This is a genomic window from Micromonospora sp. NPDC004540 (assembly GCF_040610095.1).
GTDB lineage: Bacteria > Actinomycetota > Actinomycetes > Mycobacteriales > Micromonosporaceae > Micromonospora.
Genome location: NZ_JBEXLR010000047.1, coordinates 35,123 through 47,696 on the forward strand (window position 1 = coordinate 35,123; position 12,574 = coordinate 47,696).

The following is a 12,574-nucleotide window of genomic DNA, read 5'->3' on the forward strand; positions in this document are numbered from 1 at the left end:
TGGTGTCGTGAACTTCGACGCGTACGCCCGGACCGGCGTTGATCTCGTCAACGCCCGTCTGGACGACCTCGACGACCTGCGGGCCATCTTCCCCGACGACAACGCGTGGATGCGCGACGAGGTCGCCGACCGGGACCTGGCGATCTTCCGGCGGGCGCAGAAGCGCCTGCGCGACGTCTTCGAGTACGGCACCTCGGGCCGGGACGCCGAGGCGGTGACGGAGCTGAACGCGCTGCTGGAGGCGTTCCCCGTGCAGCCGCGCATCTCCGGCCACGACTCCTCCGACTGGCACATGCACGTGACCAGCCGGGGCGCCTCGGTCAGCTCCGAATACCTGGCCGGCGCGGTCTGGGGCCTGTCGGTCTGGCTCTGCGAATACGGCAGCGCCCGGTTCGGGGTCTGCGCCGACGAGCGCTGCGGCAACGTCTACCTGGACACCTCGTCGAACTGCTGCCGGCGGTTCTGCTCGGAGCGCTGCGCCACCCGCTCGCACGTGGCCGCGCACCGGGCGCGCAAGCGGGCCGCCGTCGGCGAGCAGGTGACCGTGCCGGCGCAGCCCGAACCGCTCGCCCCGGTCAGCTAGGCGTCGACCGGGGAGGGGGCCGTCAGGTTGGCCCGGGCGAACTCGAGCGACTCGCGCAGGTCCGCCTCGCGGACGGCGCGGCTCTTCGCGCCCCGGGTGGTCACCTCGACCGCCACCGAGCCGGTGAAGCCCCGGCCGGCCAGCGAGCGCAGCAGCTCGGCGCAGGGCTGGCCGCCACGCCCGGGCACCAGGTGCTCGTCGCGCCCCTCGCCAGTGCCGTCGCCCAGGTGCACGTGGGCCAGGCCGGACCCCATCCGGTCGGCCATGGCCAGCGCGTCGGTGTGCGAGGCGGCGCAGTGCGAGAGGTCCAGCGTGTAGGCGGCGTAGCCGGTGTCGGTCGGATCCCAGCCCGGCACGTACGGCACGAACTGCCGGCCGGCCATCCGCACCGGGTACATGTTCTCCACGGCGAAGCGCAGCCCGCCGAAGCGGCCGGCGATCTTGTCGAGCCCGTCGGCGAAGTTGCGGGCGTAGTCGCGCTGCCAGGTGAACGGCGGGTGCACCACGACGGTGGGCGCCTCCAGCGTCTCGGCCAGCTCGGCGGCCCTGCGCAGCCGCTCCCACGGGTCGGGGCTCCACACCCGCTGGGTGACCAGCAGGCAGGGCGCGTGCACCGAGAGGACCGGGACGCCGTAGTGGTCGGCCAGGCCGCGCAGCGCGCCCGGGTCCTGGCTGACCGGGTCGGTCCAGACCATCACCTCGACGCCGTCGTATCCGAGCGTCGAGGCCAGCTGGAACGCCGCCGCCGTCCGCTCAGGGAAGACCGAGGACGTGGACAGGAGCACCGGAACGCGGGAAGTCACACCCCTCAGGGTAGCCGTACCCGCCACCGAGCATCGGGACGAGCACCCGCAAACCACCTGAAACAGCCGACCGGGATCACATCGGCGTGAGCTGATCCAGGCGGCGCAGGATGACCCCTTCGCGCAGTGCCCAGGGACAGATGTCCAGGCAGTCCACGTCGAGCCGGCGCATCACCGCCTCCGCCACCACCGCCCCGGTGAGGAGCTGGTGGGCCCGCTGCGCGCTGACCCCCTCCAGCTCGGGCAGCTGGGCCGGCGGGATGTGCCGGATGAACCCGAGCACCTGCCGCAGCCCGGTGCGGGTCAGGCTGCGCCGGGCCCAGAGCCCCGCGCCGGAGGGCGCCGCGCCGGCCAGCCGGGCGAGCATCCGGAACGTCTTCGAGGTGGCCACCGGGCGCTCCCAGCCCACCTCGGTGAGCTGCTCGACCACCGGGTCGAGCTGGGCGTCGACGTACTCCCGCAGCTCCTCGACGGCCTCGTGCGACGGCGGCACGGTGCCGGACGGGTCGACCTCCAGCCGCTCCCGGCTCAACCGCCCCGCGCCCAGTGGCAGCGAGACCGCCACGTCCGGGCCCTCGTCGATGCCGGCGGCCAGCTCCAGCGAGCCGCCCCCGATGTCCATGACGAGCAGCCGGCCGGCGGACCAGCCGAACCAGCGCCGCACCGCCAGGAAGGTCATCCGCGCCTCGTCCGCGCCGGAGAGCACCTCCAGGCGTACGCCGGACTCGTCGCGGACCCGGGCCAGCACCTCGCCGGCGTTCGTGGCGTCGCGGACCGCGCTGGTGGCGAAGGCCAGCAGGTCGTCGGCCTCCAGCCCGTCCGCCGCCGCCCGGGCCATGCCGACGGCCTTGACCAGCCCGTCCGCGCCCGCGTCGGTGAGCGCGCCGTCCGGGCCGATCTGCTCGGCCAGCCGGAGGACCACCTTCTCCGAGTGCGCCGGCCACGGGTGGGCGCCGTGGTGGGCGTCGACCACCAGCAGGTGCACCGTGTTGGAACCGACGTCGAGGACACCCAGTCGCATGGTGACGACACTAGGGCCAACACGTTTCGTCGGCTCGCCGGCCGGGCGGGGTCACCCCGCGTACGCTGGTCCGGGTGACAGGGCAGACCGAGCTTCACGTGCTGGTGGACGACCCCGACGACCCGCGCAGCCGCGAGGTCGGGCTGGACTTCCCCCGGGAGTGGATCGAGTTCGTCGACCCGGCCGACGCGAAGCACGTCGTGCGGGCCGACCTCACCTGGCTGCTGTCGCGCTGGACGTGCATCTTCGGCCGGGGCTGCCACGGCATCGTGGCCGGCCGCGCCGCGGACGGCTGCTGCTCGCACGGGGCGTTCTTCACCGACGGCGACGACGAGAAGCGGGTCCGGGCGGCGGTCAGGCGGCTCACCCCGGAGACCTGGCAGCACTTCCGCCGGGGCTTCAAGAACTGGACCGAGAACGACACCATCGACGGGAAGAACCCGGCCCGGCGGACGGCCACCCGCGCCGTCGACGCGCCCTGCGTCTTCCTCAACGACGCGGACTTCCCCGGCGGGGGCGGCTGCGCGCTGCACGCCCAGGCACTGCGCGACGGCGTGCACCCGCTGGAATACAAGCCGGACGTCTGCTGGCAGCTGCCGATCCGCCGCGACCAGGACTGGCACAAGCGGCCGGACAACACCAAGGTGCTGATCTCCACGCTCACCGAGTTCGACCGGCGCGGCTGGGGCGCGGGCGGTCACGACCTGGACTGGTGGTGCACCTCCTCCACCGACGCGCACGTCGGCGCCGAGCCGATGTACATCTCCTACGGCCCGGAGCTGACCGCGCTGATCGGTGCCCCGGCATACGCGAAGCTGGCCGAGCTCTGCGCGGCCCGGCTCCGCCAGGGCCAGGTCGCCCCGCACCCGGCCACCGAGGGCTAGTCCCGCCCGGCGACCGGCAGCACGACGACGCCGTCGTCGTCGCTGTGCACCTCCGCTCCGGGCGCGAAGACGCAGTTGCCGAACGACACCGGCACGTCCCGCTCGCCGGCGCCGGTCTTGGCGCTCTTGCGCGGGTTCGTGCCGAGCGCCTTGATGCCGATCGGCAAAGCACCGAGGGCGACGACGTCGCGGACCGCGCCGTTGATCACCACGCCGGCCCAGCCGTTCTCCGCCGCCGTGCCGGCGATGAGGTCACCCATCAGGGCGGTGTGCAGCGAGCCGCCGCCGTCCACCACCAGCACCCGGCCCTCCCCCGGTTCGGCCACGATCGACTTGACCAGGGCGTTGTCCTGGAAGCAGCGCACCGTGACGGCCGGGCCGGCGAAGTCCCGGACCCCGCCGAACTGGCGCAGCTGGGTGTCGCACGAGCCGAGGGCGTCGCCGTGCCGGTCGTAGAGGTCGGCGGTGGTGGGGGTCTCCATGGTCGTCCTTCTCTCACTCAGGGATTCGGATCCGCGGGGCGGTGCAGGCGGGTGGCGGCGGCGGCCGCGCCGGCCAGGCCGGCCGCGGTGCAGGCGAGGACGCCGGCCGCGCCGGTGCCGGCCGCGAGCGCGCCGGCCGCGCTGGGGATGAGCACCTGGCCGAGCCGGTTGCCGGTGAGCCGCAGCGACATCGCCCGGCCGCGCAGCCCGGGCGGGGCCACCTCGGCCAGGAACGACATGGTCAGCGGCTGGCCCGCGCCCAGCCCGAGCCCGGCGACCGCGACCACGACCAGCAGGACCGCGAACGGCAGCGGGGGCAGCAGCAGGGCCAGCCCGACGGCGGAGAGCGCCACGGTGCCGACCAGCACGACCCGCCGGCCGAGGGCCGCCACCAGCCGGCCGAGCAGCAACCGGGACGCCATCGAGGCGACCGCCCGGACCCCGAGCAGGATGCCGATCGAACCGGCGGCGATGCCGCGTTCCGCGCCGAGCGCGGGCAGGTAGACCAGGGTGATGTCGACCGCCGCCAGGACGACGCAGCTCACCGTGAGGGCGCGGACCAGGCCGGGCTGGCGGAGCAGGTCGCGCAGCCCACCGGCGCCGGCAGCGTCGGCGGCCTGCCGGTGGTGTCCCGACGGGCGCAGGAACAGCGCGACGACCAGCAGCGGCAGCGCCACCACCGCGGCGCCGAGGAAGATGGCCCGGGTGTCGGGGATCGTGCGGTCCCCGCCGAAGAGCACGATCAGGCCGGGGCCGAGCGCCTGCCCCAGCGAGGCGGCGAAGGTGTAGTAGCCGAACGCGGCGTCGTACCGGTCGGCCGGCGTGCGGTTGGCGACCAGCGCCTGCTGGGCGACCACCGCGCAGAGGTGCGCGGTGCCGAGCGCCATGCTGGCCAGGACCAGGCCGACCACCGAGCCGGCGAGCAGCACGAAGCCGAGGCCGGCGGCGACCAGCAGGGCCGACCCGGCGAGCGCGATGCGGCGCTCGCCGAGCCGGTCCACGGCGTGCCCGGAGGGCACGGCCAGCACCAGAGGTACGACGGCGAAGCTGGCCCCGAGCACGCCCAGCCAGGCCCCCGGCACGTCCAGCTCCAACGCCCGGTACGCGGACGCCGGCCGGAGCATGAAGGTGACCGCCTGCACGGCGACGGTGTGCGTGAGCAGCAGGCCGGTCTGGGCGCGCCCGGGGACCGCGGAGTCCCCGGGCGCCACTCAGTCGGCCTTCACGGCGAGCACCGGGCAGGCCACCCGGAGGAGGATCTCCTGCGCGGTCGAGCCCATGATCAGCTTGCCGACCGGGGTGCGGTGCCGGATGCCGATCACGACCAGCGACACGTCCTCCGTCTCGGCGATCTCGGCGATCTCCTCCACCGCGTCCCGCCCCCGCATGAGCTGCCGGACGTTGTGCGGCACCCCGGCGGCGACCAGCTCGCGGACCACCCGGTCCAGGTCCGGCTCCGGGGCGAGCCGCGGGTCGGCGTACGCGTCGCCGCGCGAGGTGTTCACCACCAGCACCGGCTCGTCGCGGAACCGGGCCTGCTCGATCGCGGCCCGCAGGGCCGCCTCGCCCAGCGGCGAGGGGACGTACCCCACCAGCACCGTCATGCCGTCACCAACCTTCCGCGCAGCGGACGGACCACGAACCGGCCGATCAGCGGCCAGAGGAGCACCACGGCGATCGTGGCGTAGATCAGCCAGGACACCCAGCCGCCGAGCAGCCCGTGCAGTTCGCCGCCGGAGAGCTGCAACGCGCGCCGGCCCTGCAGCTCGGCGCGCGGGCCGAGGATGATGCCGACGATCAGCGGCAGGATCGGCAGCCCGAAGCGGCGCATGCCGAAGCCGAGCAGGCCGAGGGCGAGCAGGAGGTACAGGTCGAACGGCTGTGCGTTGACCGCGTACGCGCCCATCGAGGCGAAGAAGAGGATCCCGGCGTAGAGGTAGGGGCGCGGGATCCGCAGCAGCCGCGCCCAGGCCGGGGCGAGCGGCAGGTTGAGCACCAGCAGCAGCAGGTTGCCCACGAAGAGGCTGGCGATCAGCGTCCAGACCAGGCTGGACTCCCGCGTGAAGAGCAGCGGTCCGGGCTGGATGCCGTACCCCTCGAAGGCGGCCAGCATCACCGCGGCGGTGGCGTTGGTCGGCAGGCCGATCGCCAGCATCGGCACCAGGGTGCCGGCGGCCGAAGCGTTGTTCGCGGCCTCCGGCCCGGCGACGCCCTCGATCGCCCCCCGGCCGAACTCCTCCGGGTGCTTCGTCAACTTCTTCTCGGTGACGTACGACAGGAAGGTGGGGATCTCCGCCCCGCCCGCCGGCACCGCGCCGAACGGGAACCCGAACGCCGTGCCGCGCAGCCACGGCTTCCAGGACCGCTTCCAGTCCTGCTTCCCCATCCACGGCTGGCCCACCGGGATCACCTCGCCGGACTTGCGGCGCAGGTGCGCGGCGATCCAGAGCGCCTCGCCCACGGCGAAGATGCCGACCGCCACCACGACCACGTCGATGCCGTCGGCGAGCTGCGGCAGCCCGAAGGTGAGCCGCTGCTGGCCGGACTGGTCAATGCCGATCACACCGATCACCAGGCCGAGCAGCAGCGAGGCGAAGCCGCGTACCCGGGACGCGCCGAGCACCGCGGTGACGGACACGAACGCCAGCAGCATCAGCGCGAAGTAGTCGGGTGCGCCGAGGCTGATCGCGAACTGCACCACCGGCGGGGTGACCACCACCAGCAGCACGGTGGCGATGGTGCCGGCGACGAACGAGCCGATCGCGGCGGTGGCCAGTGCCTGGGCCGCCCGGCCCGCCTTCGCCATCTTGTTGCCCTCGATCGCGGTCACCACCGACGAGGACTCGCCGGGGGTGTTCAGCAGGATCGAGGTGGTCGAACCGCCGTACATGCCGCCGTAGAAGATGCCGGCGAACATGATGAAGGCCTGGGCCGGCTCCATCCCGTAGGTGACCGGCAGGAGCAGCGCCACGGTCATGGCCGGGCCGATGCCGGGCAGCACGCCGACGGCGGTGCCGATGGTCACCCCGATCAGCGCGAACAGCAGGTTCATCGGGGTCAGCACGTGGGCGAACCCGTCGAGCAGGTTGGCGAAGTTGTCCATCTACAGGATCCCTTGCAGCACGCCGGCGGGCAGGTCGACACCCAGCCCGATGGCGAAGGTGTAGAACGTGATCAACGACAGCGCGACGGCGATCAGCAGGTTGCGCACGTAGTGCCGGTTGCCCAGCGCGTAGGCCGAACCCCAGAAGAGGATCGTCCCGCTGATCACCCAGCCGAGCCGGTCGATGAGCACGGCGTTGACCAGGAACGCGCCGACCAGCAGCAGCACGGTGCGCCAGTCGATCGGAAGGCTCAGGTCGACGTCCTCGCCGGCCTCCGGCTCGCCGGCGCCGCCGCGGGCCACGTCCACCGCGTAGATCACCGCGATGACGAGCAGCAGCACGCCGAGCAGGATCGGCACCGGCTTCGGGCCGATGGGGTCGGCCGTGTTGATCGCGCTCCCGATCCGGGTCGTCGCGTCGAAGATGACCAGCCCGCCGACCAGGGCGAGAAACGCCACCACGCCGTACTGCGCCCGGTCGGGCCGCGGGGCCGGCTCCGCCACGGCGTCCACCGCCGGGTCGGCGGCCGGTGGCTCCTCCGCTGCCGGCGCCGTCGCCGGGGCGGGGGGCGGTCCGGCCGCGGCGGCCTCCGGGACCGGCTGCGCCGGGATGGCCGGTACGGCCGGGGGCCGGGGCGGCGGGTCGCCGCCCCGGTCCGGTCGCGTCGTCATGCCGCTCATGCCAACCCGAGCTGCTTGAGCACGTCGGCCACGGCCTTGTCCTGCTCGGTGAGGAAGGTGCCGAACTCGTCGCCGGTGACGAAGGCGTCGGTCCAGCCGCGCTTCTTCAGCTCGGCCTTCCACTCGTCCGAGTCGTGCATCTTGGTCAGCACGTCGATCCAGACCTTCTTGTCGGCGTCGCTGATGCCGGGCGGCGCGACGATGCCCCGCCAGTTGGTGAAGACCAGGTCGATGCCGGAGGCCTTGAGCGTCGGCACGTCCTTGAGCGCCTCGATCGGGGCCTCGCTGGTCACCGCGAGGACCCGGATCTGGCCGGCCTCGACCTGGTCGAGGAACTCGCCGAAGCCGCTGGCGCCGAAGGCCACCTTGCCGCCGAGCACGGCCGGCAGCAGCTCGCCGCCGCCGTCGTACGAGACGAAGTTGACCTGCTTGGGGTCGATGCCGACGGTCTTCGCGAGCTGCATGGGCAGCAGGTGGTCCGGGCCGCCGGGCGACGAGCCGCCGCCGACCGCGATCCCCTTCGGGTTGGCCTTCCACGCCGCGACCAGGTCGTTGATGGTCTTGTACGGGGAGTCCTTCGGCACCACGATGGCGCCGGCCTCCTCGATCATCTTGGCCAGCGGGGTGGTCTGGGTGAGCGTCGCCGCCGACTTGGAGGTGTACGAGGCACCGACCACGCCCAGGCCCATCTGCATGGCCAGCTTGCCGTTGCCCTTCTCGTTCACGGTCCGCTGGAGGCCGACCGTGCCGCCCGCGCCGGGCAGGTTGAAGACCTGCACGCCGGTGGCGATCTTGGCGTCCTCCATCACCTTCGCGGCGGTCCGCGCGGTGGTGTCGTATCCGCCACCGGGGGTGTTCGGCACCATGATCCGCAGTCCGCTGACCGGCTTGCCGTCGTTGCTGGAGCCGCCCTCGTTCTTGTCGGCGGTGGCGCCACAGGCAGCCAGGGCCAGCGCCGTGGCGGCGGCGACCCCCATGACCAGCACGTTTCTCCTAGTTGCCATCTTGTTTCTCTTCCGTTTCGAATGAGTCCAGCGGCAAGATGGTGGCCTCCACCCGGGCAGCTTGTCTGCGTTGTGTCACCAGCGGAAGTTGAGGTCTTTGTGGTCGCGGTCACGTCCCGGCGCCGTACGCTCGCCGGGCAGTTGCTCGTCCTCCAGCTGGCGATCATCGTCGTGGTGCTGGTGGCGGTGGCCGCTGTCTCGCTGGCGCAGTCGGCGGCGACCTTCGACCGGGTCGAGGGGCGCCGCGTCGCCGCCCTGGGCGAACGGCTCGGCGGCAGCCCCCTGCTCCGCGACCAGCTCGACCAGCCCGCACCCGGCGAGGCGATCGCCCCGCTGGTGCAGACCATCCCCGACCAGTACGGCGTCACGTCGGTGACCGTCGCGAACGCCCGGGGTCGGGTGGTCGCCTCGACGAACCCGACGCTGGTGGGCAGCCGGGTGCGGCTCGGCGACCCCGAGGTGGCGGAGGGCCGGAGCTGGTTCGGCGAGCTGGAGATCGACGGGTCGCGGGAACTGGTGGCCCAGGTGCCGGTGCTGGGCGACGACCCGAAGACGAAGAAGAACCTCGGCCGGTACCTCGGCGTGGTGGTGGTCGGCGAGGCCTCCCCGACCTGGTCGGAGCGGCTCGTCGGTGCGTCGTCGTACCTGCTCACCTACCTGGGCATCGCCTGCGGCCTCGGGGTGGTCGGGTCGTGGCTGCTGGCCCGTCGGATCAAACGGCAGACCCTCGGCCTGGAGCCCCGCGAGATCGCCGGGCTGGCCGAGCACCGGGAGGCGCTGCTGCACGGCATCGCCGAGGGGGTGATCGCGCTGGACCCGCAGCACCGGATCACCCTGGTCAACGCGGTCGGCCGGCGGTTACTCGACCTGCCCGAACACAGCCTCGGCCGCAGCCTCGCCGAGCTGCGGATCAACGGCCGGCTGCGGGACGTGCTGGCCGGCGCGGGCAGCGGACCGGAGGCCCGGGACCAGGTGGTGGTCCGGGGCGGCCGGGTGCTCGTGATGAACCGCATGACGGTCCGCAAGGACGGCCGCCCGCTCGGCTCCGTCACCACCCTGCGGGACCGGACCGAGCTGGCCCGCCTGGAGCAGGAGATCGGCGGGTTCCGCAGCACCACCGAGCTGCTCCGGGCGCAGACCCACGAGTTCGCCAACCAGTTGCACACCATCTCCGGGCTGATCCAGATCGGCGAGCACGACGAGGTGGTCCGCTACGTCGACGCGCTCAGCCGGCACCGCGCCTCGCTCGACCTCACGGTGACCAGCCGGATCCACGACACGGCGGTCGCGGCGCTGCTCATGGCGAAGTCGGCAGTGGCCGCCGAGCGCCGGGTGGAGCTGCGGATCTCCGAACGGACCGGGCTGGACCGGCTGCCGCCGGAGCTCGCCGCGGACGTGGCCACCGTGCTCGGCAACCTGCTGGACAACGCGATCGAGGCGGTGGCCGGCCACTCGTCCGGCCGCCCCGCCTGGGTCGAGGCCGAGCTGCGCCAGGACGCCGCCTCGGTGGAGATCGTGGTCCGCGACTCCGGCCCCGGGGTGGCGCCGGAGCTGGCACAGGAGGTGTTCACCCACGGCTTCACCACCAAGGCGGCCGAGACCGGCGAGCGCGGCATCGGACTGGCGCTCACCCGGCTGGTCTGCCACCGCCGCGGCGGCGAGGTCGCGGTGACCAACACCGACGAGGGCGCCATGTTCACCGCCCGGATGTCGGTGCCGGGCGGCGTGCCGGAGGGGGCGCGATGATCGACGTACTCGTCGTCGACGACGACTTCATGGTGGCCCGGATCCACCGCGGCTTCGTCGAGCGGATCGACGGCTTCCGGGTGGTCGGCACCGCCAGCACCGGCGAGGAGGCGGTGGCCGCGGTCGACCGGCTCCGCCCCGACCTGGTCCTGCTCGACCTCTACCTGCCCGACATGTTCGGCCTCGACGTGGTGACCCGGATCCGGGCCGCCCGGCACGACTGCGACGTGCTCGTGATCAGCGCCGCCCGGGAGGCCGAGGCCGTCCGCCGGGCGGTCCGCTACGGCGCGGTCAACTACCTGCTCAAGCCGTTCGGCTTCGACGAGCTGCGCACCCGGCTGGAGCAGTACGCCGCCCGCCGTACCGCGCTCCGCGCGACGGTCGTCGCCGACCAGGCCGACGTCGACCGGGTGTTGTCGCGCAGCGGCTCGCCGGCCGCCACCGCGACCCTGCCCCGGGGCCTCAGCCCGGAAACCGCCGAGCTGGTCGAGCGCGCCCTGCGCGAGCACGCGGGGACGCTCTCGGCCAGCGAGTGCGCCGACCGGGTCGGCATCTCCCGGGTGAGCGCGCGCCGCTACCTGGAGCACTTCTCCGGGACGGGGCGGGCCGAGGTCACCCTGAAGTACGGCGCCGCCGGCCGCCCCGAGCGCCGCTACACCTGGCTGGCCTGACGGCGTAGCTGTGGGGGCAGCGGGCTCAGCCGAGCGCGGCGTCGACCAGGGCCCGGGCGGAACGCTTGGCGGCCTCGGCGAGCGCCGGGTCCCCGTCGAGCACCCCGCCGGCCAGCCCGCCGTCGAGCAGCAGGGTGAGCTGACGGGCCAGCAGCTCGGGCTCGGCCGCCCCGGCCCTCCGGGCCAGGTCGGTCACCCAGGCCCGGACCACGTTCTTGTGCTCGACCGTGCGGGCGTGCACTGGGCTGCCGGTGGGTGACTCGGCGGCGGTGTTGATGAAGGCGCACCCGTGGTACCCCTCCCGGCGGCAGGCCCCGACCAGCGCGTCGAACATGCCGACGAGCTGCTCCCGGGGATTGTCGCCGGCGTCCCGGGCGGCGGCCCGGAGCGCCCCGAACCACGCCTGATCGACCTTGTCCAGGTAGGCCAGCACGAGGTCGTCCTTGCTCGGGAAGTGCTTGTAGAGCGTGGCCTTGGCGACCCCCGACTCGGCGATCACGGTGTCCACGCCGACCCCGCGCGGCCCGTGCGCGTAGAAGAGCCGGAACGCCGTGTCCAGGATGCGCTCCCGGGCGGACCCGGCGGGCGTACGCGTCATCAGTCCTCCCTCGGTGACCAGCAGAGTCTACAGACTGGTCCGTCCACCCTTCCGACAGCGCGTGATGGCGCTCACCTGAGTTCGAGCTGGCGCAGTAGACAGACCTGTCTGTTAGCCTGACCGAATCGAGCGTGGTGCATCGGCGCCGCGCGAACACGGGAGGACGGAAACGACATGCGCATCGCAGTACTGGGCACCGGCATGGTCGGCCGGACGATCGCCGCCCGGGCGGCGGAGCTGGGGCACGAGGTCGTCGTCGGCACCCGCGACGCGGCGGCCACCCGGGCCGGTGACTGGGCCGACTGGGCCGCGTCCCACCCGCAGGTCGGCCTTGCCGGCTACGCCGAGGCCACCGCCGAGGCCGAGCTGGTCGTCAACGCCACCAGCGGCGACGGCTCACTTCCCGCGCTCACCGCAGCGGGCGACGAGAACCTGGCCGGCAAGATCCTGCTCGACATCGCCAACCCACTCGACTTCGGCAAGGGCTTCCCGCCCACCCTGTCGGTGCTCAACGACGACTCGCTCGGCGAGCGGATCCAGCGGGCGTTCCCGCGCACCCGGGTGGTGAAGGCGCTCAACACGCTCACCGCCGATCTGATGGCGTACCCCCGGCGGCTCGCCGACGGCGACCACAGCGTCTTCGTCTCCGGCGATGACGCGGACGCCAAGAAGCTGGTCACCGAGCTGCTGACCAGCTTCGGTCACACCGACGTGATCGACTTGGGCGACATCACCACCGCCCGCGGCACAGAGATGCTGCTACCCGTCTGGCTGCGGCTCTACGGCCATCTCGGCACCGCCACCTTCAACTTCAAGATCGTCCGCTGAGACGCCGCTGGCCGGCACCCCATGTTGCGGGGTGCCGGCCAGCGGTTCTTGGCTCAGCTGTTCCAGTTGTGGGCAACGATGTCGGCGGCCTGCTGCTCCCACTGGGCGTAGGCGTCCGGGTAGGCCGAGACCTGCACGGTCTGCGCGGCCTCGGTCAGCGGCATGTCCTG

Annotated in this window: 14 protein-coding genes; 5 read left to right on the forward strand and 9 right to left on the reverse strand. The window is 73.2% G+C overall.

What is annotated here, in order from left to right:
• The first annotated feature begins 7 nt into the window (after positions 1 to 7).
• The gene (locus ABZV78_RS17470; RefSeq protein ID WP_355639674.1) at positions 8 to 583 is read left to right on the forward strand and encodes a CGNR zinc finger domain-containing protein; all 576 of its coding nucleotides are present in this window, start codon (positions 8 to 10) and stop codon (positions 581 to 583) included.
• On the opposite strand, the gene ABZV78_RS17475 is transcribed toward ABZV78_RS17470, so the two are convergent.
• Together ABZV78_RS17475 and ABZV78_RS17480 are read right to left on the reverse strand one after the other, a co-directional pair.
• Positions 580 to 1,386, reverse strand: a complete 807-nt coding sequence (locus tag ABZV78_RS17475; protein ID WP_355639676.1) for a sugar phosphate isomerase/epimerase — start codon at positions 1,384 to 1,386, stop codon at positions 580 to 582. The two genes, ABZV78_RS17470 and ABZV78_RS17475, sit on opposite strands and share 4 nt — an antisense overlap.
• A 76-nt stretch (positions 1,387 to 1,462) precedes the next feature.
• Complete coding sequence (locus tag ABZV78_RS17480) at positions 1,463 to 2,407, reverse strand: Ppx/GppA phosphatase family protein (protein WP_355639678.1); 945 nt, start codon at positions 2,405 to 2,407, stop codon at positions 1,463 to 1,465.
• A gap of 74 nt (positions 2,408 to 2,481) precedes the next feature.
• On the opposite strand from ABZV78_RS17480, the gene ABZV78_RS17485 reads away from it, so the two are divergent.
• Entirely contained in the window at positions 2,482 to 3,291 is an 810-nt protein-coding gene (locus ABZV78_RS17485) for a hypothetical protein (protein WP_355639680.1), read from the forward strand.
• Here ABZV78_RS17485 and rraA read toward each other — a convergent pair.
• Genes rraA through ABZV78_RS17515 form a run of 6 tightly spaced genes read right to left on the reverse strand, consistent with a single transcriptional unit; the run spans position 3,288 to position 8,561 of the window.
• Positions 3,288 to 3,773, reverse strand: a complete 486-nt coding sequence (gene rraA, locus ABZV78_RS17490; protein WP_355639682.1) for a ribonuclease E activity regulator RraA — start codon at positions 3,771 to 3,773, stop codon at positions 3,288 to 3,290. The genes ABZV78_RS17485 and rraA overlap by 4 nt on opposite strands.
• A 17-nt stretch (positions 3,774 to 3,790) precedes the next feature.
• A complete protein-coding gene (locus ABZV78_RS17495; RefSeq protein WP_355639684.1) occupies positions 3,791 to 4,984 on the reverse strand; it encodes an MFS transporter in 1,194 nt (397 codons plus the stop codon).
• Positions 4,985 to 5,377, reverse strand: a complete 393-nt coding sequence (locus ABZV78_RS17500) for a universal stress protein (RefSeq protein WP_355639686.1) — start codon at positions 5,375 to 5,377, stop codon at positions 4,985 to 4,987.
• A complete protein-coding gene (locus ABZV78_RS17505; protein ID WP_355639688.1) occupies positions 5,374 to 6,876 on the reverse strand; it encodes a tripartite tricarboxylate transporter permease in 1,503 nt (500 codons plus the stop codon). Before ABZV78_RS17505 ends, ABZV78_RS17500 begins: the two co-directional genes overlap by 4 nt.
• Positions 6,877 to 7,548, reverse strand: coding sequence for a tripartite tricarboxylate transporter TctB family protein (locus ABZV78_RS17510; RefSeq protein WP_355639690.1), 672 nt, complete (start codon positions 7,546 to 7,548; stop codon positions 6,877 to 6,879).
• 5 nt (positions 7,549 to 7,553) lie between these two features.
• Positions 7,554 to 8,561: a tripartite tricarboxylate transporter substrate binding protein gene (locus ABZV78_RS17515; RefSeq protein ID WP_355639692.1), complete on the reverse strand. Its 1,008-nt coding sequence runs from the start codon at positions 8,559 to 8,561 to the stop codon at positions 7,554 to 7,556.
• 99 nt (positions 8,562 to 8,660) lie between these two features.
• On the opposite strand from ABZV78_RS17515, the gene ABZV78_RS17520 reads away from it, so the two are divergent.
• Together ABZV78_RS17520 and ABZV78_RS17525 are read left to right on the forward strand one after the other, a co-directional pair.
• Entirely contained in the window at positions 8,661 to 10,307 is a 1,647-nt protein-coding gene (locus tag ABZV78_RS17520; protein ID WP_355639694.1) for an ATP-binding protein, read from the forward strand.
• Positions 10,304 to 10,978, forward strand: a complete 675-nt coding sequence (locus ABZV78_RS17525) for a response regulator (RefSeq protein WP_355639695.1) — start codon at positions 10,304 to 10,306, stop codon at positions 10,976 to 10,978. The genes ABZV78_RS17520 and ABZV78_RS17525 overlap by 4 nt, the downstream gene beginning before the upstream one ends.
• A gap of 25 nt (positions 10,979 to 11,003) precedes the next feature.
• Here the strand turns inward: ABZV78_RS17525 and ABZV78_RS17530 are convergent, their stop codons facing one another.
• A complete protein-coding gene (locus ABZV78_RS17530; RefSeq protein ID WP_355639697.1) occupies positions 11,004 to 11,576 on the reverse strand; it encodes a TetR/AcrR family transcriptional regulator in 573 nt (190 codons plus the stop codon).
• A gap of 174 nt (positions 11,577 to 11,750) precedes the next feature.
• Here ABZV78_RS17530 and ABZV78_RS17535 point away from each other — a divergent pair, with 174 nt between their 5' ends.
• Entirely contained in the window at positions 11,751 to 12,404 is a 654-nt protein-coding gene (locus ABZV78_RS17535) for an NAD(P)-binding domain-containing protein (RefSeq protein ID WP_355639699.1), read from the forward strand.
• Positions 12,405 to 12,574: the final 170 nt, after the last annotated feature.